The 25,925-nt window shown below is 33.6% G+C and carries 28 protein-coding genes and 5 tRNA genes; 32 read left to right on the top strand and 1 reads right to left on the bottom strand.

The window, feature by feature from the left end:
* The first annotated feature begins 28 nt into the window (after window positions 1-28).
* The 6 genes from CRV04_RS05000 to CRV04_RS04975 all read left to right on the top strand — a co-directional run bounded on the left by CRV04_RS05000 (window position 29) and on the right by CRV04_RS04975 (window position 4,998).
* Window positions 29-1,243: an NAD(P)/FAD-dependent oxidoreductase gene (locus CRV04_RS05000; RefSeq protein WP_128995729.1), complete on the top strand. Its 1,215-nt coding sequence runs from the start codon at window positions 29-31 to the stop codon at window positions 1,241-1,243.
* A 97-nt stretch (window positions 1,244-1,340) separates the two neighbouring features.
* On the top strand, window positions 1,341-1,595 hold the full coding sequence (locus tag CRV04_RS04995; protein WP_128995728.1) for a phosphopantetheine-binding protein: 255 nt from the start codon (window positions 1,341-1,343) through the stop codon (window positions 1,593-1,595).
* Window positions 1,582-2,700 carry a beta-ketoacyl synthase N-terminal-like domain-containing protein gene (locus CRV04_RS04990; RefSeq protein ID WP_128995727.1) on the top strand — a complete coding sequence of 373 codons (1,119 nt, stop codon included), beginning with the start codon at window positions 1,582-1,584 and terminating at the stop codon, window positions 2,698-2,700. Before CRV04_RS04995 ends, CRV04_RS04990 begins: the two co-directional genes overlap by 14 nt.
* Entirely contained in the window at window positions 2,690-3,328 is a 639-nt protein-coding gene (locus CRV04_RS04985; RefSeq protein ID WP_128995726.1) for a beta-ketoacyl synthase chain length factor, read from the top strand. The genes CRV04_RS04990 and CRV04_RS04985 overlap by 11 nt, the downstream gene beginning before the upstream one ends.
* Before the next feature lie 2 nt (window positions 3,329-3,330).
* Window positions 3,331-3,678: a hypothetical protein gene (locus CRV04_RS04980; RefSeq protein WP_128995725.1), complete on the top strand. Its 348-nt coding sequence runs from the start codon at window positions 3,331-3,333 to the stop codon at window positions 3,676-3,678.
* A gap of 24 nt (window positions 3,679-3,702) precedes the next feature.
* A complete protein-coding gene (locus CRV04_RS04975) occupies window positions 3,703-4,998 on the top strand; it encodes an alpha/beta fold hydrolase (protein WP_128995724.1) in 1,296 nt (431 codons plus the stop codon).
* On the opposite strand, the gene CRV04_RS04970 is transcribed toward CRV04_RS04975, so the two are convergent.
* Window positions 4,999-6,645: a BCCT family transporter gene (locus tag CRV04_RS04970; RefSeq protein WP_128995723.1), complete on the bottom strand. Its 1,647-nt coding sequence runs from the start codon at window positions 6,643-6,645 to the stop codon at window positions 4,999-5,001. It abuts the gene before it with no gap.
* 127 nt (window positions 6,646-6,772) lie between these two features.
* On the opposite strand from CRV04_RS04970, the gene CRV04_RS04965 reads away from it, so the two are divergent.
* From CRV04_RS04965 to CRV04_RS04840, 26 genes are all read left to right on the top strand, one after another.
* The gene (locus tag CRV04_RS04965; RefSeq protein ID WP_128995722.1) at window positions 6,773-7,531 is read left to right on the top strand and encodes a phosphatidate cytidylyltransferase; all 759 of its coding nucleotides are present in this window, start codon (window positions 6,773-6,775) and stop codon (window positions 7,529-7,531) included.
* Window positions 7,528-8,595: a 1-deoxy-D-xylulose-5-phosphate reductoisomerase gene (gene dxr, locus CRV04_RS04960; RefSeq protein ID WP_128995721.1), complete on the top strand. Its 1,068-nt coding sequence runs from the start codon at window positions 7,528-7,530 to the stop codon at window positions 8,593-8,595. Before CRV04_RS04965 ends, dxr begins: the two co-directional genes overlap by 4 nt.
* Window positions 8,585-8,860, top strand: a complete 276-nt coding sequence (locus tag CRV04_RS04955; RefSeq protein WP_128995720.1) for a hypothetical protein — start codon at window positions 8,585-8,587, stop codon at window positions 8,858-8,860. The genes dxr and CRV04_RS04955 overlap by 11 nt, the downstream gene beginning before the upstream one ends.
* Complete coding sequence (locus tag CRV04_RS04950; protein WP_128995719.1) at window positions 8,860-9,291, top strand: Lcl C-terminal domain-containing protein; 432 nt, start codon at window positions 8,860-8,862, stop codon at window positions 9,289-9,291. Before CRV04_RS04955 ends, CRV04_RS04950 begins: the two co-directional genes overlap by 1 nt.
* 2 nt (window positions 9,292-9,293) lie before the next feature.
* Complete coding sequence (locus CRV04_RS04945; RefSeq protein WP_128995718.1) at window positions 9,294-9,833, top strand: RBBP9/YdeN family alpha/beta hydrolase; 540 nt, start codon at window positions 9,294-9,296, stop codon at window positions 9,831-9,833.
* Complete coding sequence (gene tsaD, locus CRV04_RS04940) at window positions 9,830-10,819, top strand: tRNA (adenosine(37)-N6)-threonylcarbamoyltransferase complex transferase subunit TsaD (RefSeq protein ID WP_128995717.1); 990 nt, start codon at window positions 9,830-9,832, stop codon at window positions 10,817-10,819. Before CRV04_RS04945 ends, tsaD begins: the two co-directional genes overlap by 4 nt.
* Window positions 10,820-10,830: 11 nt before the next feature.
* Complete coding sequence (locus CRV04_RS04935; protein WP_128995716.1) at window positions 10,831-11,151, top strand: SUI1 family translation initiation factor; 321 nt, start codon at window positions 10,831-10,833, stop codon at window positions 11,149-11,151.
* 26 nt (window positions 11,152-11,177) lie between these two features.
* Entirely contained in the window at window positions 11,178-12,563 is a 1,386-nt protein-coding gene (locus CRV04_RS04930) for an NAD(P)H-hydrate dehydratase (protein ID WP_128995715.1), read from the top strand.
* Window positions 12,560-12,871, top strand: coding sequence for a divalent-cation tolerance protein CutA (cutA, locus tag CRV04_RS04925; protein ID WP_128995714.1), 312 nt, complete (start codon window positions 12,560-12,562; stop codon window positions 12,869-12,871). The genes CRV04_RS04930 and cutA overlap by 4 nt, the downstream gene beginning before the upstream one ends.
* A complete protein-coding gene (locus CRV04_RS04920; protein ID WP_128995713.1) occupies window positions 12,868-13,647 on the top strand; it encodes a thiazole synthase in 780 nt (259 codons plus the stop codon). The genes cutA and CRV04_RS04920 overlap by 4 nt, the downstream gene beginning before the upstream one ends.
* Before the next feature lie 102 nt (window positions 13,648-13,749).
* Window positions 13,750-13,827 (top strand) — tRNA-Pro (locus tag CRV04_RS04915).
* Window positions 13,828-13,837: 10 nt separating this feature from the next.
* Window positions 13,838-13,914: transfer RNA gene (locus CRV04_RS04910), tRNA-His, on the top strand.
* A gap of 12 nt (window positions 13,915-13,926) precedes the next feature.
* Window positions 13,927-14,003: transfer RNA gene (locus CRV04_RS04905), tRNA-Arg, on the top strand.
* Window positions 14,004-14,068: 65 nt separating this feature from the next.
* Window positions 14,069-14,153, top strand: a tRNA-Leu gene (locus CRV04_RS04900).
* Window positions 14,154-14,166: 13 nt separating this feature from the next.
* Window positions 14,167-14,243, top strand: a tRNA-Gly gene (locus CRV04_RS04895).
* A 121-nt stretch (window positions 14,244-14,364) separates the two neighbouring features.
* The gene (locus tag CRV04_RS04890) at window positions 14,365-15,588 is read left to right on the top strand and encodes a nucleotide sugar dehydrogenase (protein WP_128995712.1); all 1,224 of its coding nucleotides are present in this window, start codon (window positions 14,365-14,367) and stop codon (window positions 15,586-15,588) included.
* Between the two features lie 12 nt (window positions 15,589-15,600).
* Window positions 15,601-16,167 (top strand): Wzz/FepE/Etk N-terminal domain-containing protein, encoded by a 567-nt coding sequence (locus CRV04_RS04885; RefSeq protein ID WP_128995711.1) that lies wholly within the window; start codon window positions 15,601-15,603, stop codon window positions 16,165-16,167.
* A gap of 1 nt (window position 16,168) precedes the next feature.
* Entirely contained in the window at window positions 16,169-17,236 is a 1,068-nt protein-coding gene (locus CRV04_RS04880; protein ID WP_128995710.1) for an NAD-dependent epimerase, read from the top strand.
* Between the two features lie 185 nt (window positions 17,237-17,421).
* Window positions 17,422-18,693, top strand: a complete 1,272-nt coding sequence (locus CRV04_RS04875) for a nucleotide sugar dehydrogenase (RefSeq protein ID WP_128995709.1) — start codon at window positions 17,422-17,424, stop codon at window positions 18,691-18,693.
* Between the two features lie 3 nt (window positions 18,694-18,696).
* Entirely contained in the window at window positions 18,697-19,662 is a 966-nt protein-coding gene (locus CRV04_RS04870) for a Gfo/Idh/MocA family protein (protein WP_128995708.1), read from the top strand.
* The gene (locus CRV04_RS04865) at window positions 19,662-20,240 is read left to right on the top strand and encodes an acyltransferase (RefSeq protein ID WP_128995707.1); all 579 of its coding nucleotides are present in this window, start codon (window positions 19,662-19,664) and stop codon (window positions 20,238-20,240) included. Before CRV04_RS04870 ends, CRV04_RS04865 begins: the two co-directional genes overlap by 1 nt.
* Window positions 20,241-20,287: 47 nt before the next feature.
* Window positions 20,288-21,397: a DegT/DnrJ/EryC1/StrS family aminotransferase gene (locus CRV04_RS04860; protein ID WP_272868267.1), complete on the top strand. Its 1,110-nt coding sequence runs from the start codon at window positions 20,288-20,290 to the stop codon at window positions 21,395-21,397.
* Window positions 21,398-21,432: 35 nt separating this feature from the next.
* Window positions 21,433-22,692 (top strand): lipopolysaccharide biosynthesis protein, encoded by a 1,260-nt coding sequence (locus tag CRV04_RS04855; RefSeq protein WP_128995706.1) that lies wholly within the window; start codon window positions 21,433-21,435, stop codon window positions 22,690-22,692.
* Window positions 22,693-22,697: 5 nt separating this feature from the next.
* Window positions 22,698-23,969, top strand: coding sequence for a hypothetical protein (locus CRV04_RS04850; protein WP_128995705.1), 1,272 nt, complete (start codon window positions 22,698-22,700; stop codon window positions 23,967-23,969).
* Between the two features lie 8 nt (window positions 23,970-23,977).
* Complete coding sequence (locus CRV04_RS04845) at window positions 23,978-25,120, top strand: glycosyltransferase family 4 protein (RefSeq protein WP_128995704.1); 1,143 nt, start codon at window positions 23,978-23,980, stop codon at window positions 25,118-25,120.
* A partial coding sequence (locus tag CRV04_RS04840; protein WP_164969126.1) for a hypothetical protein occupies window positions 25,117-25,925 on the top strand: 809 nt, incomplete at its 3' end. The genes CRV04_RS04845 and CRV04_RS04840, both read left to right, overlap by 4 nt.

Below are 25,925 nucleotides of genomic sequence, written 5' to 3'. Positions count from 1 at the left end.
ATAATGCCATCAATTCCAAGGAGAAGTAGTGGAAAAATGTGACGTTTTAATTATTGGTGGGGGACCAAGTGGTTCTGTTGCGGCGTGTAAGCTGTTAAATGCGGGATTCAGTGTAACGATTTTAGAAAAATTAGACTTCCCTCGATTTGTTATTGGGGAATCACTGTTACCAAGATGTAATCAGATTTTAGATGAAAATGATCTTATAAATACCATTGAATCTCAAAATTATATGGTCAAAGGTGGAGCCATTTTTATCAATGAAGAGAAAAAAGAGCAATATATTGATTTTAGAAATAACTTGGGACAAAAATGGGGTACCAGTTTTCAAGTCAAACGAGAAGAGTTTGATAACGTACTTTTAGAAAGTGCAAAAAAATTGGGTGCAGATGTACGACATGGCTATGAAGTAATGGCATATGATAATGACAAGAACCAAATCACTGCAAAAGACAGAGAGGGAAATATCCAAGAGTTTGAAGCTCGATTTGTATTGGATGCTTCTGGATATGGACGAGTTTTACCAAAATTGATGGATTTGGATATTCCTTCAGATTTAAAACTAAGAAATGCAATTTTTACTCGTGTGAAAGGGGAGTTCAGACGAGATGGAGATGCAGAAGGGTTTATTGATATTGTGATTCATGATGACAACCAAGCATGGCTTTGGGTCATACCTTTCAGTGATGGAACAACCTCTTTTGGTGTGGTATGTGAAGAGGAGTATTTCACAAAAACAGGATTAAGTAAAGAGGCATTTTTTGATAAAGTTATCAGTGACCATAAGTACCTTAAAGAGAAATTTGAAAAAGCGGAAAAGATTGCACCAGTGGGTATCATCAATGGTTACTCAGCAGCCATTAAAAAAATGTATGGAAAAGGGTTTGCTTTAAGTGGCAATGCAACAGAGTTTTTAGACCCAGTTTTCTCTTCTGGAGTAACATTGGCATTGGAGTCTTCAAATAAAGTTGCAGAACTCATTATCAAAGAGTTAAAGGGTGAAAAAGTTGACTGGCAAAAAGATTATGAAGATTATATGATGATTGGAATTAACGTGTTCAGAGAGTTTGTATATGCTTGGTATGAAGGCAAACTGAGAAAAATTTTCTTCAGTGCACACAAATCTGAAAAAATACAACAATCCATCAGTTCAATTCTTTCAGGATATGTGTGGGATGAGAACAATTATTTTGTGAAAGATACTCGACAAAAAATTGATGCACTCGTGAGCATGATTGAGTAAACAATGGTTTACTTTTTTACCTTAAAAAGCACTAAGAGATTTAAAAGTACTTAAAGGGTATAATCTGCACTAAATATTATTGAAGGAATGGGATAAAATGGCGATTGGAAGCGATGAGTTTAAACAGGTTTTAATCGATGGATTAAAGCTTGAAGACATCACAGTGGATGAGATTGGTGACACTGATGCACTTTTTGGTGATGAGGGATTGGGACTGGATTCAGTTGACTCAATTGAATTGGTTTTAATCATTGAAAAAGAGTATGGTGTAAAGATTCAAAATCCGGAACTGTACAATGAAATTTTTGCTTCAGTTGAGAATTTATTAAAATATATCAATGAAAACAAATAAAGCATACATCAACTGTTTTGACTCGATTTGCTGTGCGGGTCAAAGCAGTGAAGAGCTCTTTACAACTATCTGCGAAAAAAAAGAGACCATCACTTTAAACAATCATTATGTCAAAGACAACATTGTGGCCATAGGGCAAATCAATACTCAAGTTCCATTTGAAGGCCTGCTTGTAAATACTTGTCAAAATGTATTGGAAAACTCTAACTTGAAAGATTTTTCTAATACACTGCTTGTAATAGGTTCCTCAGTAGGTGGAATGGCGCAAACGGAAAAGATATTTTTTCAAGATAAATCGTATAAAAACATTGATTATAAACATCACCCTATTGATGCCATTGCGCATAAACTCAAAAAATATTTTAAGTTTTATGATGACATCTCGTTTTCAACAGCGTGTACTTCCAGTGCAAATGCGTTGGGTTATGCCAAAGAGGTAATCAACAAAGGCATTTATGAGAATGTCTTGGTTGTAGGAGTAGATTCTTTATCCTACACTACGGTGTGTGGTTTTCATGCATTGAGTGTGCTTTCAAGCAAACCGTGTACGCCGTTTGAAAAAAACAGAGAAGGCATGAATGTCTCTGAAGGTATTGCAGTGTTGTTGGTGCAAAATAAGAAAAGCAAACACTCTGTAGAGATTTGTGGTGTGGGATACAGCTCAGATGCACACCATATGACCCAACCTCACCCGCAAGGTTTGGGTGCAAAACAAGCCATGGAAAATGCCATCAATGATGCACAAGTGGATAAAAACCTCATAGGTTATATCAATGCGCACGGTACAGGAACCATGGCCAATGATACTTCAGAGCTCAATGCGATTGAGGCTTTATTTATCCAAAACAAACCCTATGTGAGTTCAACCAAATCCTTTACAGGACATACGCTGGGAGCTGCAGGTGCTATTGAAGCGATCATTGCATGTTTGGCCATTGCTAAAAATATCATCCCTCCAAGTAAAGATATTGTAAATATTGAAAATGAGAATGTGGCATACAGCAATGAACCCATTTCAAAAGAGTTGAACTATGTATTAAGCAACTCATTTGCTTTTGGTGGGAATAACACAAGTCTGCTTTTTGGACGTTGCAATGAAAATTAATTTAGAGATAACCAATGCCGCATATATGATGGACAAAGAGTGCATTGAAGAACTTCGTACCAAAGAGTTGGTACCTAAAATGGTCTTTAGACGACGTCTGACTAAAGCCGCGAAGTTTGTAGTAGAATTAATTGATAAAGTGAAATTTGAGCAAGGGCGTATTATGTATGCCAGTGCTTTTGGAGAACTGCCTGCAACGGCGAATATCTTGCATGCCATTTTACATCAAGAGGGTATTTCTCCTACAGATTTTCAAAACTCTGTTTATAATACGCCTGTTTCATATGCTTCAATTTTACAAAATAACAAACATGAAATTTTGACCATCTCGTGTGGGGACAACAGTTCAGATAGGTTGTTAAAACTCGGTGCCATCAAAGCTTTAGATGGGGATGAAATTTTGCTTTTAGCAACGGAGACTTTGAATATTGTTAAAATTGAAGAGGTCAATGAGTGCATTGATTTTTTAGAGTGTGCTGTGGTTTTAAAAGTGAAAGTAACACAAGATGAAGCGACACATGTAATTAAAAAATGCAAAGAAAAAGTACCCGCTTCACTTGAGTTGTTGATAGGAATTGCACAAACATTCGATCCAAATCAACGACACATCATAGAGGTTAAACTGTGAAATTGCCTCATTTAGATCCTGTACGTTTTGCTCAAAGTATTATTGCATGTGAGCAAAGCCATGCGACAGTAAAATGTGAGTTTCCCTCCATACCTACATTGAGCATGTTTTTTGAAGCTGCGGCTCAAAGCAGTGCAGCCTTTGCACAAGATGGTGAAGCTAAGATTGGTTTTGTCATCTCTTTAAAAGCGATTCAACTGTTGAATAAAATGCGAGAGCAAACGGCAGTACTTGAAGTTAAAAAAGAGGTTGAATTGGGTGCAGTGTGTGAATTTTCATTTATGGCATATGATGCATCCATGCAGACGAAGTTGGCGCAAGGTTCATTTACTGTGATGCTTTCACAATAAGGATTGATAAAAAAGGAGCAAACCATGCAAAGAGTATTGATCATCTTATTATGCTGTTACTCCTTTGTGTGTGCTCAAGTTCACTATATCAAAGAACCTACTTTTAATCAAGTCACGTTTGTCAAAACTTATGGAAACCCCGAAAATGAAGCGATTGTGTTTGTGCATGGTTTAGGCGATGAAGGCGCACAACTTTGGGAAGAGAGTGCGCTTGCTTTAGAAGACGATTACTTTATTTTGATGTTTGACTTGCCGGGCTTTGGACGTTCAGATAAGGCCAATAAACTCTACTCTCCTAAAAATTATGCCTATTTTATCAATTATTTAGCACAACACTTTATACAAAAGCCGTTTCATTTAGTGGGACATTCTATGGGTGCAGCTATCAGTTTAAAATATGCTTCGATGTTTGCGGATATAAAAAGTTTGATGCTCATTGATGCAGCAGGCATATTAAATAAAATTGCGTACAGCCAATTTATTTTAAAAGAGAAGACAGAAAAAATGACAGAGAATGAAGGTATTATTGATTTTGTCAAAGGTTTACCTAAAGCCTTGAACTCCATCTTGCCTCTGGATTTATCACCTGCTTTGCAAAATAATACGTCACGAAAACTGCTTTTTCGTTCAAACCCTTCCACTATTGCTGCAACCGCTTTAGTGGAAACAGACTATTCTAATGTACCACAAAATATTGATGTGAATACACTTATTATGTGGGGAGAAAAAGATAAAGTGGCACCCATTCGAACAGGCTATGTGTTGCATAAACTCATACCCCATTCAAAGTTTATGAGTGTACAAAATGCAGGACATGTTCCCATTAAGGATGCACCACAACTCTTTTTAAAAACCCTGCAAGAGCATCTGTTGCATGATGCTTATACAAAACAACTGCCGGTATACGACGTGATCGAAAAAGAACGAGTGGTTGAGGGGGAAAATGGTGTTACGCTTACAGGAAGAATAGGACACTTGGTTATAAAAAACAGTACGAATATACGTATCCAAGATGCCAAGATTGAAGATTTGATTATTGAGAATTCCAGTGTGGATATTGTAAACTCACAACTGCTTTTAAAAAATAAAACAGAGATTTTAAACTCTACATTAACGGTAACAGCGACAGATTTAGAGACTACAGGAATAGAGATACTCAACAGTAATATAGATTTTGCAGGTGTAATTATTACAACACCCACGTATTTGTTTCAAAACCTAAGTACTCAAAAAGCACAAAACGTGCTTTTCTCTTTATGCACTTTAAATGAGAATACTCTACATGAACTGGTGAGCATAAATAAAGGAGAAACCTTTTAGTTATTTATACTCAGGTTCCTCTATATCTTTAATATTGGGATTAAGTTCATCAATAATGGTAGGCTCTTCTCCTGTGTCTTTTTCTAAAATCCAAGGTTCACGGACACTGATAGACTCATTTCCTGAACGAACAGGCGTTTGCTCTAAACTCAGACTTTTTACTAATCCAAACATCATGATGATAATCACCACCGAAAAAGGAAGGGCTGCTGCAATGACGGCTGCTTGAAGTGTCTCTAAACCTCCAGCTACAATCAATACCCCTGTTAAAAGTGTTAAAATCAGACCCCATAAGATACGATGAGCCGTAGGTGGAGTCGTGGAACCTGAAGCTAAGATGGTCGTAATCACCAAGGTACCTGCATTGGCTGAAGTGATCAAATACGTGGCAATAAGAACAATCATCATAAATGAGATAAAACTGCCCAACATTCCCATATCCAAACTTTCAATCATGATAAAAAGTGCCGCAGAGATGTCTTGGTTGACGGCACCAATAATGTCTTTGTTCATAAAAAGTTGTTCGTACAAGGCTGTTCCACCAAACAGACCAATCCAGATAATGGTAATGAGCGTTGGCGTTAAAAGTACACCTAAAACAAACTCCCCAAAGGTCCGTCCACGTGAAATTCTGGCAATAAACATTCCCACAAACGGTGACCATGCAATCCACCAACCCCAAAAAAAGACAGTCCAAACAGCTTGCCAATTGGTGTCATGAGTTACATTGGTATGAAAGGTCAGACGTAAAATATTTTGAATATAGTGTCCTGTGGATTCAATGGTTACTCCAATAAGATACTGTGTGGGTCCAAAAAACAGCAAGAATAACAGCACCAAAATACTTAACCAAAAGTTTGCTTCAGAGAGCAGTTTGACTCCTTTACTCACACCCGAAACAACAGAAAAAGTTGCAATAAGCATGATGATGCTCATCACAAGGAGTTGCAGTGTTTGAGAAGGTTGAATGTGCAACACTTCCTTTAGTCCGGCATTCATTTGTTCTACTCCTAAGCCTAAGGTTGTTGCAATGCCAAAGACTGTACCAAATACTGCAAGTACATCAACAAAGCGACCTGCAAATCCATCGACCAGTTTTTCTAAAATAGGGTATAAAGAAGAGCGAATGGTTAAAGGGTAGTCGTGTCTATATGAGAAGTAAGCCATAGTTATAGCAATAAAGGAGAAAATGGCCCAGCCATTTAACCCCCAGTGAAAGTAGGTCAGACTCATTCCTACAATGGCCGACTCGGGGGACATATCGTTTTGTGTAAAAGGGTTGTTTTGGAACTGGATAATGGGTTGAGCCACCGACCAAAAAAGTATCCCCACTCCTGTACCAGCAGCAAAGAGCATCGAAATCCAAGAGAAAAAGGTGAATTCTGGTTGCTCTAGATCGCCACCCAGTCTTACATTGCGGTACCGTCCCATGCCCAACCAAATCATAAAAAAGAGTAAAAAAGCGACCAATAAAACATAATACCACTCTAAAAAAGGGGTAAGATATTCACGTAAAGCGACTAAAAATTGACTGCTTTTTTCAGGAAAGTAACCCGTCAGACTCACACTGACTAAAATAACAAACAATGAGAAAATGGACATAGTTTTGTTCATGCCTTTGAATATTCCAGTAGTTGCAATCTCCATGTCTCTCCTTTAAATGTTTTGGTAAAGTTACTTTAACAAACTAAGCTTAAATCGATGTTAGCCATCCTTATAAAGCTACAAGCCTTAAAATGGTAAAATCAATGATTAAATTTGATTAGGATGATGTATGTCAGGAATTATCTCGTCAAGTGCAACTCGAATAAAAACAGGGGTTGTGCTTTTAATTGCAATTATAGCAATTGGTTATATTGATCTTTACTGGGTAATGTGGCTTTTTTTTGGAGCGTTATTAGCTGGAGCCATTCATGAAGCCATGAAACTGTTTGATATGAAAAGCACGTTTGTCTATTACAGTGTGGCTGTTTTATGGATGGTGGCTTATTTTTATCCCACGCCAGAAGATTTGATTTTTGTAGTGGGTGTGGTCTATGCATCCATTTTAGCCTATACGAAAAACTTAGATAAAAAGCTCTTCTTAGTGTTGATGTATCCCACGGCTTCATTTCTGTTCTTATTTGCTTTATACACCGAGTTTGGTATGCAAGCCTTGTTGTGGTTACTGGTTGTAGTAGCTGGAGCTGATGTGGGGGCTTACTTTGTGGGTAAAAGTATAGGAAAAACAAAATTTTGTGAAACCAGCCCCAATAAGACCATTGAAGGGGTTGTGGGTGGTGTATTGGTTGCAACCATTTTGGGATACTTTTTTGCTTTTTCAGAACTTTCATTTTTGGCTGCTTTAGGTGTTTCAATTTTTGTTGCCATTGCCTCTGTGTTTGGAGATTTGTTTGAGAGTTATTTAAAACGGGAAGCCGATGTCAAAGACAGTGGAAACTTACTTCCAGGTCATGGTGGGATTTTAGACCGAACAGATGGGTACTTATTTGGTGCGATTATTATGTTGGTTCTTTTAAGGTCGCTTCTTTGATACTGCTTGGTAGTACGGGTTCTATAGGGGTCAATACTTTAGAAGTTGCTAAAAAATTCAACTTAAATGTTGAAGTATTGGTTGCAGGCAGTAATATTGAACTTTTAAACCAACAAATCAAAGCCGTCAATCCTGTTAAAGTAGTGGTTGCACAACAAGAGGATGTTTCAAAAGTGCATCACCGTAATGTTAGTTTTGGTGAAGCAGGTATTTTAGAAGCCATTGAGACATCCACCACACAAACAGTGGTCAATGCATTGGTCGGATTTTTAGGTCTTCGACCAACGCTTAAAGCCATTGAGTGTGGTAAAAAAATTGCTTTGGCCAATAAAGAGTCATTGGTTGTTGCAGGGGCATTTATTGACCAAGCAAAATTGATGCCCATCGACAGTGAACACTTTGGATTGTGGTATTTATTGCAAGACAGAGCTGTGGCTTCTATGACGATAACAGCAAGTGGGGGTTCTTTTAGGGACTACCCTTTAAAGAGCTTAAAAAGTGTCACCGTTAAAGAAGCACTCAATCACCCTAACTGGTCTATGGGCAATAAAATCACCATTGACAGTGCCACTATGACCAATAAACTTTTTGAACTGCTTGAAGCCAAATGGCTTTTTGATACGACGAATTTAGATGCCATCATTGAAACCAAATCACTCATTCATGCTTTGATTAATTTTAAAGATGGAAGTACCACGGCACACATTGCCAATGCATCCATGCAATTGCCTATTGCCTATGCCATCAAAAAAGAGGTCAATGAAGAGGTGCTCAAACCTGTGGATTTAATCAAAGTGGGAAGTTTAGAGTTTCGAGAAATAAAGACGGATCGTTATCCCATTTGGGAAGTGAAAGATTATATGCTTCAAAACCCACATTTAGGGGTGGTACTAAATGCAGCCAATGAAGTCGCCGTGGCAAAATTTTTAAAAAATGAGTGTGCTTTTTTAGATATTTCAACTTTAACACTGAAAGCGTTAGAGAAGTTCGATCATGTAAAACTTCAAAATCTGGATGATATCTTTGCCATTGATAAAGAAGTAAGGGTGTATTGTGGAACTTGATTTACTTCTTCCTCTAGGTATTTTGGTCGCCATTGTGGTTTACTTAATCTACTCTCGTAATCAGTTTGAAAAAAAGATGCTGGAGTTGTATGAACATAAATATGAACAGTGGAAAGAGCATCATCCTACAAGTAACAAAAAAGAGGAAACAAAAACTTTTGTTGGACTTATCTTTAAAGAAAATGGTAAACTTTTCATAGAGTTACACGAAAAGAGTCAACAACGAAATTTAGAGCAAGGAAAGTTTGACATAAAGGAGTCGTGATGAAAGCCTTTTTACTCATGCTTATATGTATTGCTTCGCTTTATGCTGCTTCAGTCAGTAGAGATAATGGCAATGAAGTAGTCATGGACTATGATAATAATTTAATGTGGATGGATAATAAAGATACTGTGACTAAAAGGTTTACGCATAAAGAGGCAAAACCCTATTGTGAAACATTACTTTATGCGGGGTATGCTAATTGGCGGTTGCCAACCATTGAAGAGTTTCAAACAATTGTTGATAAACGAAATACAAAAAACTATATACATCGTGCATTTCGTTACAACCAAGCCAAAGGGTATTGGGCATTGAAAGCACACTTTAGAACTTTTTGGTTTTATGCAGATTTTATGAACTTTGTAAGTGGTACAGCTTATTTTGATAACAGAAATGTATATAAATTTGTACGATGTGTACGAACGATGAGGTAAATATGAATAAAAAAGTATTGATATTGCATGGATGGGGCGGAAGTGATTTTCCTCACTGGCAAGCACATTTAGCCAGTGATTTAATAAAAGAGAATTACACCGTTTCATTTCCCGAATTGCCCAATAAAGATCTGCCCACACTAAAAGAGTGGAAAGCGTTTATAAAAAAAGAGGTGGAACACTTTCAACCAGATATGGTAGTGTGCCACTCTTTAGGAAACATTGTATGGTTCCATTTGCTTGATGAGCTTGATATAGCTTTAGAGAAGTTGATGCTCGTAGCTCCTGTTCGTGAAACGTGTGATATAGAAGAGATTAAAGAGTTCTTTCCCTATCCTATTCCAATAGATTTAAAGAGCCGTGAAGTGATTATTGCAGCTTCTGATAATGACCCTTACATGAGTTTAGAAGAGGCCATTAAACTGCAACAACAACTCAATGTGGGTATGAAAATCATGAACAATGCAGGGCATATCAACGCTGATTCAGGGTTTGGAAAATTGGATTGTGCATTGGATTGGTTAAAAAGAGAAGTGGAATGATTCTATCCATCGAAAGCAGTTGTGATGACAGCTCGATAGCCATTACAGATATTCAAACCAAAGAGCTGGTTTATCACAAAAAAATCTCACAAGAACTGCAACACAGTGTCTATGGAGGAGTGGTACCTGAACTGGCTGCACGATTACATGTGGAAGCATTGCCTAAAATATTGCAAGAGTGTGAAAGCTACTTTTCTCAACTTAAAGCCATAGCCGTTACAACAGCACCGGGACTTGCAGTGACACTCATGGAAGGGGTCATCATGGCGAAAGCTTTGAGTGTGAGTTTGAACCTTCCATTGATTTCAGTGAACCACTTAAAAGGGCATATATATTCACTCTTTATTGAAAAAGAGCAACAGCTACCTATGCTTGTACTTTTGGTCTCAGGTGGTCACACTCAAGTCATACAAGCTCAAAGCCTAAACAGCATGGATATTGTTGCAACCACAATGGATGACAGCTTTGGTGAGAGTTTTGACAAAGTAGCAAAAATGCTTGACTTGGGTTATCCGGGTGGTCCCATTGTTCAAGAGTATGCTTTAAAAGGTGATGAAAATGCGTATGATTTTCCTGTACCTTTAAGTCAAAGTCCAAAGATTGCCTTTTCATATTCAGGATTAAAAAATGCCGTACGAATGGCCATAGAAGCAGAAAAAAATCTGAGTGAAGAAATTAAAGCCAATATCTGTGCTTCGTTTCAAAAAGCAGCCGTTACACATATCATGCAAAAGATGAAAAAACTTTTCAAACAACATGCCCCAAAACGTTTTGCCATTGTGGGAGGTGCGAGTGCCAATATCTTTTTGCGACAAGCCATAGAGAAACTGTGTAAAGAGTACAAAACAGAACTTTTTTTAAGTGAACTGAAATTTTGCAGTGATAATGCCGCAATGATTGGACGAGTTGCGGTTGAACAGTATGAAAAACAAGAGTTCACTCCTGTGCATGAGTTGGATATACAGTCTAGAGTTAAGACATTTTAAAAGGATGAACAATGATTTTTGAAATGGGTGCAAAATTGAATGGTGACCAGTTTGATACTGCCAAAGAGGACAAAAAGAAAAAAACATCACAAGAGGTAAAACCTAAAAAAGAGCACCAACTGGTGTTTACTTTTGAAAAAAGAAAAGGTAAACCCGTGACGTTAGTGGGGCGATTTTATTGTGAAGAGAAAGAGAAAAAAGAGGTCTTAAAACTTTTAAAGACAAAACTTGCGTGTGGAGGTGCACTCAAAGAGGAGTGGATTGAACTGCAAGGGGATGTAAAAGAACGAGTGAAAACAGTTCTGCAAAGCAGTGGTTGGAAGTTCAAATAAACAGATAAGTTTTTTAAGGAGGCAACATGCAAAAGCTCTTTGAAGAGGTGAACACTTTAGACAGACGGTGTTACGAACAGTATGGATTAAGTGAAGATATTTTAATGGAGCATGCCGCAAACAGCATGGCTGTTTATATTCAAAAAAATGTGGAACCTCATAAATCACTCTTGATTGTATGTGGTATGGGCAACAACGGAGCCGATGGTATTGCTTTGGCTCGACTTTTATATCCACAATATCGAGTCTCTCTTTTTATTCCATTTGGTGTGAAATCACCCATGGCACAACTGCAACTTCAACGTGCTCAAAAGATTGGCATACACCCCGTTGAACAACTTATGCCTTGCGATGTGATTGTGGATTGTCTTTTTGGTTCAGGCTTGAATCGAAGTTTGGATGAACTCAGTATCAAACTCATCCAAAAACTCAACTCTATAAGAGCTTTTAAAATTGCGTGTGATATTCCTTCTGGTATCAATCAACAAGGGCAGATTACTTCAATAGCTTTTAAAGCCAATACAACCATCACCATGGGTGCCCTTAAAACAGCACTTTACAGTGATGAAGTCAAAGATTATGTAGGAAAAATCAAGGTCGCTTCACTGGGAGTAGATAGAACACTGTATGAGAATGAGAGTAACCTTTTTTTACTGGAACCTTTGGATATCCAACTGCCTCTTCGCATGAGTCAATCAACCAATAAAGGGCATTTTGGTCATCTTGCTGTGGTCGTTGGCATGAAAAAAGGGGCAGGCGTGTTGGCGTGTGAAGCAGCGTTTGCTTTTGGGTGTTCTTTAGTAAGTGCAATTACACATGAGAACATTGATTTACCGTATCATATCATGCAAAGCCATAAACTGCCATGTAAAACAAGTGCACTTGCCTTGGGGATGGGATTGGGCAATTGTGAAGCCAATGAGATAGAGAGTCTGCTTTTAAGTGACTTACCAAAAGTGATTGATGCAGATATTTTTTATCATGAAAACATTAAAAGCTATTTAAAACAAGGGGTGGTGGTAACCCCACATCCTAAAGAGTTTTGCTCGTTATTAAAGCTGTGTGATATTGCCGATATTGAAGTGGATGAATTGCAAAAGAATCGCTTTAAATATGCCTTGATGTTCAGTGCAAAGTTTCCTGAGGTGGTGTTGTATTTAAAAGGGGCAAACTCTATTATTGCGTATGATATGAAGTTGTATGTCAATGCTTTAGGAAGTGCTGTATTGAGTAAAGGAGGAAGTGGCGATGTTCTGTCTGGACTCATTGGTTCGTTACTTGCGCAAGGGTATGACCCATTGAATGCCACAATCAGTGCTTCTATTGCACATACCTTGGCTGCAAACAGCTTTGAGGGCAATAACTATGCACTCACTCCACAAGACATCATTCAAAAGGTGAAAACATTATGACAGCCATTATTATACAAACCACCTGTGGGTGCAAAAAAGAGGCCAAAAAGATTGCCAAACTTTTAGTCAAAGAGAAGTTGGCTGCGTGTGTACAGTTTCAAAAAATCAAGTCAGTTTATGAGTGGAAAAATGAGTTGTGTGTAGATAAAGAAGTATTACTCAGTATTAAAACTAAAAAAGAAAACTTTGAGATAATTCAAAGGAAAATTAAAGATAATCATAGTTATGATTTGCCAGAAATAGTTGCAATAGACATTTCAAATGCAAGCAATGAATACTTACAATTTATAGAAGGAAATACAAAATGAGTGAAGTATTAAAAATAGGAAAATATGAGTTTAACAGCCGTTTAATCGTAGGAAGCGGTAAATATAAAGATTTTCAAACGACACGTGAAGCGACACTTGCAAGTGGAAGTGAGTTGATTACTGTAGCCATTCGACGTGTGAATATCATGAACCCAAATGAAGAGAATTTATTAGATTATTTTAAAGACACTAATGTCAAACTTTTACCCAACTCAGCTGGGTGTTTTACAGCAGATGAAGCCATCACTACGTTCAGATTGATGAGAGAAGCAACAGGGATTGATATTATCAAACTTGAAGTGATTGGGGATGCACAAAAAACATTGTACCCAGATGTGATTGAGACCATTAAAGCATGCGATGTTCTTAAAAAAGAGGGCTTTACAATTATGGCGTATACCAATGATGACCCAATCATTGCCAAACGATTAGAGGATGCGGGGGCTGATGCTATTATGCCATTAGCTGCACCCATTGGTTCAGGACTTGGAATTCAAAATCGATACAATGTTGCGTTTATAAAAGATGCAGTGAGTGTACCCGTTATTGTAGATGCAGGTGTTGGATGTGCCAGTGATGCAGCGATTGCAATGGAGCTTGGAGCAGAAGCTGTTTTAACAAATACAGCAATTGCTGGAGCACAAGATCCAATTGCAATGGCAGAAGCGATGAAACACGCTGTAATTGCTGGTAGAATGGGCTATAAAGCGGGAAGAATTCCTAAAAAACCATATGCTACTGCGAGCTCTCCCGTGGATGGATTAATCCAGTTTTAGAGTAAATTCAGGGGTTTTTGAAAATTTCTTCAAAATTCCCTTGACATTTGCGCGAAAAAATATTATAATTCCGTCCACTTTTTGAAAGAAAAGTAAATGATTCGGGGCGTAGCGCAGTCTGGTTAGCGCACCTGGTTTGGGACCAGGGGGCCGGAGGTTCGAATCCTCTCGCCCCGACCATTTGAAAATGGTAGGTATAGCTCAGTTGGTTAGAGCATCGGGTTGTGGTTCCGAGGGCCGTGGGTTCGAATCCCATTACTTACCCCATTACTTTTATAAGCGTTCTTAGCTCAGCTGGATAGAGCAACGCCCTTCTAAGGCGTAGGTCAAAGGTTCGAATCCTTTAGAGCGTACCACTTTAAAGATTTAAGTTGTTTGCAACTGAATCTTTTTTTTTCTCTTTTTTAAAGAGTCTTTTTGTGCGGATGTGGTGAAATTGGTAGACACGCCAGACTTAGGATCTGGTGCCTCACGGTGTGGAGGTTCGAGTCCTCTCATCCGCACCATTTATTTAGTTTTGCGGGAGTAGCTCAGTTGGCTAGAGCCTCTGCCTTCCAAGCAGATTGTCGCGAGTTCGAGTCTCGTCTCCCGCTCCACTTTTAAACACTTAATCCTTTACATTTTAAAATTAAATTAAAACTCTCAAAGTAAACTATCACCTTAAATATGTTATATTATTGCCCTTAAATTATGAAGAATTAAATCGTTAGGTAGCAAATGAGTCAAATAAAAAAATATAAAATAGCCATAGCAGGTACGGGTTATGTTGGACTTTCAAATGGAGTCTTACTTTCACAACACAATGAAGTGGTGGCTTTGGACATTATCCCAGAAAAAGTTGAGATGCTGAAAAAACGAATCTCTCCGATTGAAGACAAAGAGATTGAAGAGTATCTTAAAAAAGAGGAGCTGAACTTTACAGCTACTTTAGATAAAAAAGAGGCGTATGAAAATGCTGATTTTATCATCATTGCTACGCCAACAGACTACGACCCAGAAACAAACTATTTTAACACCAAATCTATTGAGTATGTGATTGCAGATGTTCTACAAATCAATCCAACTGCAACAATGGTCATAAAATCAACGATTCCTGTAGGGTACACTAAAGCCATCAGTGAGCAGTTTAATACAAACAATATTATCTTCTCTCCTGAGTTTTTACGAGAAGGTTTGGCACTATATGATAACCTTTACCCAAGTCGAATTATTGTGGGAGAGCAAAGTGAACGAGCAAAAATATTTGCCAATCTTTTAGCACAAGGGGCTTTGAAAAAAGATATTGATATGCTTTTCACGAATAGTACCGAAGCAGAAGCGGTGAAGCTTTTCTCAAATACATACTTAGCAATGAGAGTAGCATACTTTAATGAACTTGATTCTTATGCAGAAGCACACGGTTTAGATACACGACAAATCATTGAAGGTGTAGGATTAGACCCAAGAATAGGAACACATTACAACAATCCAAGCTTTGGGTATGGCGGGTATTGTTTACCAAAAGATACGAAACAGTTATTGGCGAATTATAAAGATGTGCCTTCAAATATCATTGAAGCCATTGTAAATGCCAACTCAACACGAAAAGATTTTGTGGCAGACAGTATCATTAAAAAGCTTGAACTTACTGCTCAAAACCCTGATAATATTCACACACAAAAAGTGGTAGGGATTTACAGACTTGTGATGAAAAGTGGAAGTGATAACTTTAGAAGCAGTGCAATTCAAGGCATCATGAAACGTATTAAGGCCAAAGGGATTCCTGTAGTGATTTATGAACCAAATTTAGAGGATGAAGAATTCTTTAACTCAAAAGTGATTAAGAGTTTGGATGAGTTTAAAAAAGTAAGCAGCGTGATTGTGGCTAATCGATTGAGCAGTGACATTGAAGATGTTCAAGCAAAAGTCTATACTAGAGACTTGTTTAATAGTGATAGTTAAGGTAGTGAGAAGATGAAGGATAACCATATAATCCAAGAAGAGGAAATTGATTTAAAAAAGGTTTTTTCACTGCTTTGGGCGAAGAAAATATTTATAGTGGTAGTAACTTTGCTTTTTACGTTTGGTGGAGTGGCTTATGTGAGTTTTAAAAAAGTGATACCTCTTTATGAGGGAAAAGTTTTAGTTGAGATTGGAGAAATACAGAGCGAAGTATTTGGAACGCAAGTTTTAGATTATCCTGAAAATTTAATTCCAGTTTTAATGCAGCAAGGTTTTAAAGCCACGTCTCCAGTAAGAAGCAATAAAATAGTAGTAATATCTAAAATTGATAAAGACAAAAAAAACATTCAGCTTAAACTTGAGAATATAATTCAATATATATTAGAACGACATCAAGAAAAAGCAAAATTTTATAAGAATGTACTTAAGACACAACAAATTGGTGAAATAAAAGTTTTAAATACTCCTATTAACGAGGTAGATAAAAAGTCGGTTATAATATTTTCTTTTATCGGAGGAGTTGTTTTGGCTATTTTATTTGTATTTTTGAATCAATTTATTCAAAAAATAAAAGAGTAAAATGAAAATATTAATTACTGGTACGGCTGGGTTTATTGGGTTTCATCTAACTAAAAAGTTGCTCGAACGTGGAGATGAAGTCATTGGATTAGATAATATAAATGATTATTATGATGTGAATTTAAAATATGCACGTTTGAATGAATTGGGTATTAAAAAAGAAAACATAGAAAATAATAAATTTACGTTATCTGAAAGTTTTTCTAAACACAAGTTTATAAAAGCAGATTTAGAAAATCAAAATATTATTAATCAAATTTTTCAAGAAGAAAAATTTGATGCAGTGTGTAACTTGGCAGCTCAAGCTGGAGTTCGTTACTCTATTGAAAATCCAGAAGTCTATATTCAAAGTAATGTTGTGGGATTTTTAAATATTTTAGAAGCATGTAGGAACTTTGATGTAAAAAACTTAGCCTATGCAAGTTCGAGTTCAGTGTATGGATTAAACAGTTCACAACCATTTAAAACAAGTGATCATACAGACCATCCAGTAAGCCTTTATGCTGCAACGAAAAAATCAAATGAGCTCATGGCTCACACCTATGCACATTTGTATGGAATTCATACAACAGGTTTACGTTTTTTTACCGTATATGGTCCTTGGGGACGTCCTGATATGGCACCCATGCTTTTTGCTGATGCTATAACAAATAACAGAGAAATAAAAGTATTTAATCATGGTAATATGAGTAGAGATTTTACCTATGTAGAAGATATTGTGGATGGGGTTATAAAAGTGATTGATAATCCTGCACAAGCTTCAGAAAAGTTTGATGCAAATAAACCAAATCCATCTTTATCATCAGCTTCATATCGTGTATATAATATTGGTAATAATGCTCCTGTACAACTTTTAGACTTTATTGAATGTTTAGAAAATTCAATTGGCAAAAAGGCAAAAAAGAATTTCATGGATATACAACCAGGTGATGTCGTTTCAACTTATGCTGATACCGAAGAGTTAATGAATGACTTTCACTATAAGCCAAACACACAATTGAGTGAAGGTATTGATAAATTTATAGAGTGGTATAAAATATTTTATAAAATAAATAAGTATAAATTGTAATCAAAGTTTAGAGTTAGACTATTTACTTACATGATCTGCATCATGTCAAGAGTATTTTACAATATAGAGTGCAATATTAATTATTTATACTCATTGATATAATATCATTTTAGATCTTTTTAATTCACTACAAAGTGATAATTTAGTATCATAGTCAACTTTATTATCAGAGGAAATTTTCAATAATGACAAAAATATGTGTAATTGGATTAGGATATGTAGGGTTACCACTTGCCCATGCATTTAGTGAAAAATATCGAGTAGTAGGTTTTGATATTAATGAGATTAGAATAAATGAATTAAATTCAGGATTTGATAGAACACTCGAGTTATCAGAAATCCAACTAAAAGAAGCGCTTAACAATGGCATAACATTTTCATTAGATATCAAAGATATTGAAGATTGTAATGTTTATATCGTAACTGTACCCACACCAATTGATAGTTCTAATAGACCAGACTTAACACCTCTTGTAAAGTCATCACAAATGTTAGGTAAGGTTCTTAAAAAAAATGATATTGTTATCTATGAATCTACAGTTTATCCTGGAGTTACGGAAGAAGTATGTGTACCAGAACTTGAACGTGAATCTGGAATGAAATTTAATACAGACTTTTTTTGTGGTTATTCTCCTGAAAGAATTAATCCAGGAGATAAAGAGCATACAGTTACTAAAATACTTAAAGTAACTTCAGGCTCAACACCTGAAATAGCAACTGTTGTTGATGATTTATATTCCTCTGTTATTACAGCTGGTACTTTTAAAGCAACATCAATCAAAGTTGCAGAAGCTGCAAAAGTTATTGAAAATACCCAAAGAGATGTAAATATTGCACTTATTAATGAATTAGCACTTATTTTTGATAGTATTGGTATCGATACTAATGAGGTAATTGATGCAGCGGCTACTAAATGGAATTTTATAAAATTAAAACCAGGGTTAGTAGGTGGACATTGTATTGGAGTTGATCCTTACTATTTGACTTTTAAAGCTGAAGAATTAGGGTATAAACCAAACCTAATCCTTGGAGCAAGACAAATTAATAATGGTATGGGAAAATACATTGCTGAACAAACTGTAAAACAAATGATCAAGAATGATAAGAAAATAAAAGACTCCAATATTTTAATATTAGGAGTAACATTTAAAGAAAATTGTCCAGATTTAAGAAATACAAAAGTTACAGATATTGTAGATGAACTTAGGGAATATGGTGCAAATGTAGATATTTATGATCCATGGGTTGATTTAGAAGAAACCAAACATCATTTTCATCATGAACTTTTGGATAAGAACCCATTTGAATCAGATAAAAAATATGATTCTATAATTATTGCTGTTGCACATAATGAGTTTGTATCTTTAAGAGAAGAAGACTTTAAAAATATTAGTAGTGGAAAAGAAATATTAATTGATATAAAAGGGATTGTACAAAATCCTACATGGAGGTTGTAATAAATGCCAAATAAAAAAAGATTTGCCCTTATTGGAGCGAGTGGATATATCGCACCCCGACATATGAAAGCAATTACAGATACAGGAAATGAGCTTATTGCAGCGCTTGACCCATATGATGGGATAGGAATTATGGATTCTCATTTTCCTCAAGCAAGTTTTTTTACTGAGTTTGAAAGATTTGATAGGTTTATTGATAAGTATCATAGAGAAAATGAGAAGAAAATAGACTATATAGGAATCACTACACCAAATTACTTACATGATGCACATATAAGATTTGCATTAAAAAGTGGTTGTGATGCAATTTGTGAGAAACCTTTAGTATTAAATCCTCACAATATTGATCAGTTAAAAATAATAGAACAAGAGACAGGTAAAAAAGTTAATAATATTTTACAACTAAGACTTCATCCTTCTATTATTACTTTAAAAGAGAAAGTTCAAAAAGAGTTAGAACAAAATCCAAATAAGATTTATGATATTGATTTAACTTACCTTACAAGTCGAGGAAAGTGGTATTTTGTATCATGGAAAGGCGATGAAGCAAAATCTGGAGGAATTGCATCTAATATTGGTGTACACTTTTATGATATGCTAGCTTGGATTTTTGGAGAAGTAAAAGAGAATATTGTTCACTTAAAACAACCAGATGCAAATGCAGGATTATTAAGACTTAAAAATGCAAATGTAAGATGGTTCTTATCTGTAAATTATGATTACATTCCAGAAGAAGTAAAGGCTCAAGGGCAAACAACATTTAGGTCAATCACTGTTGAAGGTGAAGAGATAGAATTCTCTGGTGGATTTAAAGATTTACATACAAGATCTTATGAAGAGATTTTAGCTGGTAATGGATTTGGATTAGATGAAGCCTATGGGTCGATAGATATTGTTTCTCAAATTAGAAAAATGACACCTATTGGATTAAAAGATGATTATCATCCTTTTTGTAAAAAGATTATCTAATGTCTAATTATTTTGCCCATGAATCAGCATATGTAGATGATAATGTAAAAATAGGTGAAAATACTAAAATTTGGCATTTTTCACATGTATTAAGTGGTACAACAATTGGAAATAATTGTTCTTTTGGACAAAACTGTGTTATTGGGCCAAAAGTAAATATTGGAAATGGTGTTAAAGTTCAAAATAATATCTCTATATATGAAGGTGTTGAAGTAGAAGATGATGTTTTTTTAGGACCTTCAATGGTTTTTACAAATGTTATTAACCCAAGATCTTTTATAGTACGAAAAGAAGAGTTTAAAATAACACTTCTTAAAAAAGGTTGTTCTATTGGTGCAAATGCAACTGTTGTTTGTGGTAATACAATAGGTAAATACGCACTAATTGGTGCAGGAAGCGTTGTAAATAAAGATATAAAAGATTTTGCACTTATGGTTGGTATTCCTGCAAGACAAATTGGTTGGGTTTCTGTTGCTGGAAATAGATTAAACTTTGACGAAAATAACATTGCAGTAGATACTTTTGATAATACAAAATATAAATTAGAAAATAATGAAGTTTCATTACTAGAGCAATAAGGAAAACTAGTGATAAGTATTAAAATACAATGCAAGCGAGGCACTAAATGATGAGTAGTAAAATAGATTTTGCAAAATTACAAGATCAATACCAATTATACAAAACAGAAATAGATGAAGCTATTCATACTGTTTTAAATAAATCAAACTATATTATGGGAGAAGAAATAACTCAACTAGAAGGATCTCTTCAAGAGTTTACTGGTGCAAAATATGCAATCTCATGTAGTTCTGGTACAGATGCTTTACTTCTTGCTATGATGGCTCTTGATATTAAACCTGGTGATGAAGTAATTACTACACCTTTTACTTTTATTGCAACTGCTGAAACAATTGCATTTCTAGGAGCAACTCCTGTTTTTGTAGATATTGATGAAAAGACTTATAATTTAGATGCTTCTTTAATTGAAGAGAAAATTACTTCTAAAACTAAAGCAATAATCCCTGTATCTATTTATGGACAACCAGCAGATATGCAAAAAATTCAAGATATCGCAAATAAGCATAATCTAAAAGTGATAATTGATGGAGCACAAAGTTTTGGTTCTACTTTTAATAATATTACAGATTCTGCTTTGGGGGATATTTCAACTACATCTTTTTTTCCTGCTAAACCACTAGGGTGTTTTGGTGATGGAGGAGCAGTTTTTACTGATAATGAAGAACTAGCAGAAAAAATGAAATCATTAAGAGTTCATGGACAAAGCAAAAGATATCATCACAAATATATTGGTATGGGTGGAAGACTTGATACTATCCAAGCTGCAATATTAAATGTAAAATTAAAATATTATGAAAAAGATTTAGCTCTAAGACAAGAAGTTGCAAGTAAATATACAAAATCTTTAGCTGGAAAAGATTTAGTTTTACCATGTGTTGATGAAAAGGCAACCTCTGCTTGGGCACAATATTCTGTAAGAGTAAAAAATAGAGATAAGGTACAAGAACAATTAAAAGAAGCAGGAATCCCAACTGCGGTACATTATCCTAAACCTTTACATCTTCAAGAGTGTTTTGAATATTTAGGATATAAAAAAAGTGATTTCTCTGTCTCTGAAATAGTTTCAGAAGAGATTATGAGTCTACCAATGAATCCTTATTTAACAGATGAAGAGATAGAGTATATATCAGATCAAGTATTAAGATGTCACCATTAAAGATAAATTATAGTAGTAATCTAGGAATCATATAGTTGATAACTAAATTTAAACCTAAATCGGATTTTAGTCGAAATGTTTTAACTTTAATGACAGGCACAACTATAGCACAAGCAATACCAGTTGTGTTTAGTCCGATTTTAACTCGAATATATAATCCTGAAGATTTTGGTGTATTTGCTTTATTTGTAGCTATAACATCCATTTTTTCAAGCATTGCTACAGGTCGATATGAACTAGCAATAATGTTACCTAAAAAAGACGAAGATGCAATAAATATATTGGCATTAGGAATAATTATAAATTTATTGATATTTTTATTTCTTTATATAGGTATTTATTGTTTTATTACAGATATTGTTTTACTATTAAACAATAAAGAAATAAAATTTTGGTTGTATTTTGTTCCTATTTCAGTTTTATTTATTGGATTTTTTAATTTGTTAAACTATTATAATAATAGAAAAAAGTTTTATAAAGATATTTCACATACAACAATTATTAAATCAATAGTATTGACATCCTGCCAACTGATTATAGGTTTTTTTAAAAATGGAGAAGCTGGTTTGATTATTGGAGAATTGATGTCTCGAATATTTGCAAATATCAAGCTGTTAAAAAATATATTAAAAGACGATAAATTAATGAAAGCTATTTCCTATAAAAAAGTTTTGGTATTAGGGAAAAAATATAATAATTTTCCAAAGTTTTCAGTTCCTGCAATATTGGCAAATGTTTTATCTGGTAATCTTATCAATATCTTTATAGCAACTATTTTTAATGTTACAAGTCTAGGTTTTTATTCTTTAGCAGAAAGGATTTTAGGTGTTCCAACCTCTTTGATTGGAAAATCTGTTAGTCAAGTATACTATCAAGAAGCATGTGTTGAATATAAAAAAAATAAGAGTTTTTATAAACTTTTTTTAAAAACAGTTTTTAAATTGGTTATTATAGGTTTGTTATTATTTGGATTTTTATATTTTGCAATTGTTGATATTTTTATTTATGTTTTTGGAAAGAATTGGGAGATAGCTGGAGAATATGGGAAAATACTATTGTTTTTATACTTTTGTAGATTCATTGTTTCTCCTTTGACTATAACTCCGATGGTTTTAAATAAGGTAAAAATAGACTTATATTTTCAATTTTTCATGTTGCTTCTTATTATAAGTATTTTTATTGTAGTACACTTTTTAAAATATAATATTGTAGATTTCTTAATAATATTTTCTATAGTTTATGGTTTATATTATTTAGGCTATTTACTTTTTTTAACAATAAACTTAAGAAAGTAATATATATGAAAATTTCCTATACTTTGGTTTTATTAAGTATTCTAAAAATTTTAATTGAAGTGTCATATCTCTTTTTTGTACATAAACATTTTGAATATAATGGTTTTATTTTAGAATTTTCTTTAGTAAAATATATATTTAGTTGGATTGTATTTTTTGTTGGCTATAAAGTATTATATTTAAAAAGAAAACAACTCTTATATGAAATGTATTTGACTTTTTTTATCCTTTACTTCCTTCCAACTGTAGTTTTTTTCTCTTTCTCAAATCAAAATGTATTGTTTTTATTAATACTAACATCTCCTTATTTAGCAATTGTATATTTTACTGTAGATTGGAAAATGTACAATCATCAGAATATTATTTATGGAAAAATTATTGTATTGATAAGTGCTTTTATTCTAACTTTTTTTGTATTGGCCAATTATTATCTTTCTACTGATGGGAATATGGTTTTTAATTTATATGAGGTATATGACTTTCGAGAAAAATATGGTAATGTAAGTTCAATTGGTATATTTGGTTATTTAAACTCTTGGGTTACAAAGATATTTATTGTTATTTTATTAGCTTGGTCAATTCATAGAAGAAAAATAATCTTAACTTGTTTGTTCATTGTAGGTATCTTATTCTTATTCTTATTATCAGGACATAAATCAGTTTTTCAAAGTTTAATAATAGTTTTAGGATTTCATGTTTTTTTCAAATTTAAAAAACCCCACTTAGTATTACTTATATCTTTTATCAGTTTAATTGTTACCACCTTGTTGGTATCTTTCGTTATAAATATGCCAATAGTTTCATCTATGATTTTAAGAAGATTATTATTTGTTCCTACACATTTAAACTATACATACTTAGAATTCTTTTCTATACATGAATACATATATTGGTCAAATGGAATTTTAAAAAATATAATAGAGTATCCGTATGAAATAAAACCTGTGTTTCTTATTGGAGAATATTTAGGTAAAGATAAAATGGCTGCAAATACTGGTTTTATTGGAAATGGTTTTATGCATGCTGGAATCTTAGGGGTATTTGTTTATACAATAATTGCTATAATATTATTTAATATTATTAATTTATTAGGAAGTTGTTTCAATAAATTCTTTTTATATTCTATTGTCTTTATGCCAATCTTTACATTAATAATAAGTTCAGATTTATTGACAACATTATTAACACACGGATTGTTTATATCAATTTTAGTATTATTCTTGTTTGAAGCAAAAACATATATATTAAAGTATAATAAAATAAAATATAAATTATAAGGAAAAATGTGAAGAAAGAAAAAAAAGTTATACATATTTTAATGACAGATTATCAAATTGATTCAAGAGTTAGAAATGAAACCAATTCGTTGTATAAAAATGGGTATGATGTTGATGTATATTGTTTGAAATCTTATAAAATAAAAAAAAGTGAAGATAGAGAAAATATTAATTTAATACGTTTTGGATTAGTTGGTAATAAATTATTAAACTTTTTAAGTGCTTATATTTTTATGTTTGTTTACTCTTTAAATAAAAAGATAGATTTAGTACATGCTCATGATGCAAATGCATTACCAATAGCTTATTTAATCTCATGTATTAAAAGAGTGCCATTTATTTATGATAGTCATGAACTATGGAGTGAATCTCATCACTCTATTTCTTCCAAATTTATATTAAAGTCAATTGCTTATGTGGAAAAAAAATTTGCAAAAAAAGCACAATATATAATAACTGTATCAGATAGCATCAAAGAATTTTTACAAAAATATTTTAAAACAGAAGACATCACCGTAATAAGAAATATTCCTTCATATACACATGAAGGAACATATAATATTTTAAGAGAAGAATTTAAATTAAGTGAATCCTCAAAAGTTTGCTTATATCAAGGAGTGATTAGTCAATCAAGAGGTGTAGAGTTGATTTTAACTGCTGCAATTAATGTTTGTAGTAGAGAGCAGAACGTATATTTCTTTTTTTTAGGAGAAGGTCCTTATTTAAATGAATTGAAAAAAAGTATAAAAGATTTAGGTTTAAGTAATAGAATAATTACCCTAGGAAGAGTAGAACAGAGTAGTTTATTAAAATATACAAAAAGTGCAGATATAGGTATTCATGCTATTACAAATAGTTGTTTGAATCATGACTATTGTTTGCCTAATAAAATATTTGAATATATACATTCAGGAGTAGTTCCTGTGGTAACAAACTTGTATGAACTCAATCGATATGTAATTGGTAATGATATAGGGTTGTCTTTTGAAGATAATAATGCAAAAAGTTTAGAGAATCAAATAATGGGACTTTTAGAGAATGAAAAACAATTTCTTAGATTTAAGAGCAACGTAGGGAAACTTGCAAAATTTGACACATGGGATAATGAGTCAAAGAAATTAGTAGAAGTTTATCAAAAGGTATTAAGTTGAAATACTATTCTTTATCAAAAGAATTAGACTTTAAAAAATTTAACTCTCTAGTATTATCAGGCTTTTCTTATCGAACTGAAACTGAACGATTAGGGTTAAATCAGTTAATGATAAATGTTTGTTGGTTTAAGTTAACTGATAATGAACATTTTTTGATAATTTCTATGGACTTGTTATATATACCTAAAAGAATAGCTTCTCAAATTTATGATTTTTTATTCAAAGAATTTAATTTGTCTAAAAATAAAATATTTTTCAATGCTTCTCATACTCATTCAGCACCAGGAGTTGAGGAGAAATTTGATAAAAATATCAATAATGAAATAGTGGAGTATATAGTAAATGAAATAAAAACTCTTTTTTGTAATGTTCAGTTTATTGAGTGTGATATACAACTTATAACTTTACAGACAAGTCAATTACATTGGATTTCAAGGAGAAAAATAGGTAGAAACATAAGAAAGTTATTTGTAACTAAAGAAACAATCATGTTACCTAATGCTAATAAAGCAATAGATGATAAAATTCGATTGATTCTTATATATGACACTGCCAATACAATTAAAGAGATGATTATAAACTTTTCATGTCATCCTGTGTTTAATGTCAATAATGAAATATCTTCAGATTTTATAGGTGTAATAACGAACAATATTGAAAAAGAATTGAATATTAAATGTACATATTTACAAGGATTTTCAGGAGATATTAGACCAAATATTACGGTTAAAAGTTATAAAAATCTAACATTTATAGATAAATTAAAGCTTTTTTTTAATAAAGAAATTTTTAAAAAATCTGATAG

It is taken from the genome of Candidatus Marinarcus aquaticus, from assembly GCF_004116335.1.
In the GTDB taxonomy this organism is placed as follows: Bacteria; Campylobacterota; Campylobacteria; order Campylobacterales; family Arcobacteraceae; genus Marinarcus; species Marinarcus aquaticus.
Note: the sequence above shows the minus strand (reverse complement) of the source record. Positions and strands in the feature narration are given on the sequence as shown.

What these genes read in the sequence shown, in the direction of transcription:
- CRV04_RS04995 (WP_128995728.1), top strand. Translation starts at nt 1,341, where the DNA reads ATGGCGATTGGAAGCGATGAGTTTAAACAGGTTTTAATCGATGGATTA.
- CRV04_RS04990 (WP_128995727.1), top strand. Translation starts at nt 1,582, where the DNA reads ATGAAAACAAATAAAGCATACATCAACTGTTTTGACTCGATTTGCTGT.
- CRV04_RS04985 (WP_128995726.1), top strand. Translation starts at nt 2,690, where the DNA reads ATGAAAATTAATTTAGAGATAACCAATGCCGCATATATGATGGACAAA.
- CRV04_RS04975 (WP_128995724.1), top strand. Translation starts at nt 3,703, where the DNA reads ATGCAAAGAGTATTGATCATCTTATTATGCTGTTACTCCTTTGTGTGT.
- CRV04_RS04970 (WP_128995723.1), bottom strand. Translation starts at nt 6,645, where the DNA reads ATGGAGATTGCAACTACTGGAATATTCAAAGGCATGAACAAAACTATG.
- CRV04_RS04965 (WP_128995722.1), top strand. Translation starts at nt 6,773, where the DNA reads ATGTCAGGAATTATCTCGTCAAGTGCAACTCGAATAAAAACAGGGGTT.
- CRV04_RS04950 (WP_128995719.1), top strand. Translation starts at nt 8,860, where the DNA reads ATGAAAGCCTTTTTACTCATGCTTATATGTATTGCTTCGCTTTATGCT.
- CRV04_RS04945 (WP_128995718.1), top strand. Translation starts at nt 9,294, where the DNA reads ATGAATAAAAAAGTATTGATATTGCATGGATGGGGCGGAAGTGATTTT.
- tsaD (WP_128995717.1), top strand. Translation starts at nt 9,830, where the DNA reads ATGATTCTATCCATCGAAAGCAGTTGTGATGACAGCTCGATAGCCATT.
- CRV04_RS04935 (WP_128995716.1), top strand. Translation starts at nt 10,831, where the DNA reads ATGATTTTTGAAATGGGTGCAAAATTGAATGGTGACCAGTTTGATACT.
- CRV04_RS04930 (WP_128995715.1), top strand. Translation starts at nt 11,178, where the DNA reads ATGCAAAAGCTCTTTGAAGAGGTGAACACTTTAGACAGACGGTGTTAC.
- cutA (WP_128995714.1), top strand. Translation starts at nt 12,560, where the DNA reads ATGACAGCCATTATTATACAAACCACCTGTGGGTGCAAAAAAGAGGCC.
- CRV04_RS04920 (WP_128995713.1), top strand. Translation starts at nt 12,868, where the DNA reads ATGAGTGAAGTATTAAAAATAGGAAAATATGAGTTTAACAGCCGTTTA.
- CRV04_RS04890 (WP_128995712.1), top strand. Translation starts at nt 14,365, where the DNA reads ATGAGTCAAATAAAAAAATATAAAATAGCCATAGCAGGTACGGGTTAT.
- CRV04_RS04885 (WP_128995711.1), top strand. Translation starts at nt 15,601, where the DNA reads ATGAAGGATAACCATATAATCCAAGAAGAGGAAATTGATTTAAAAAAG.
- CRV04_RS04880 (WP_128995710.1), top strand. Translation starts at nt 16,169, where the DNA reads ATGAAAATATTAATTACTGGTACGGCTGGGTTTATTGGGTTTCATCTA.
- CRV04_RS04875 (WP_128995709.1), top strand. Translation starts at nt 17,422, where the DNA reads ATGACAAAAATATGTGTAATTGGATTAGGATATGTAGGGTTACCACTT.
- CRV04_RS04870 (WP_128995708.1), top strand. Translation starts at nt 18,697, where the DNA reads ATGCCAAATAAAAAAAGATTTGCCCTTATTGGAGCGAGTGGATATATC.
- CRV04_RS04865 (WP_128995707.1), top strand. Translation starts at nt 19,662, where the DNA reads ATGTCTAATTATTTTGCCCATGAATCAGCATATGTAGATGATAATGTA.
- CRV04_RS04860 (WP_272868267.1), top strand. Translation starts at nt 20,288, where the DNA reads ATGATGAGTAGTAAAATAGATTTTGCAAAATTACAAGATCAATACCAA.
- CRV04_RS04850 (WP_128995705.1), top strand. Translation starts at nt 22,698, where the DNA reads ATGAAAATTTCCTATACTTTGGTTTTATTAAGTATTCTAAAAATTTTA.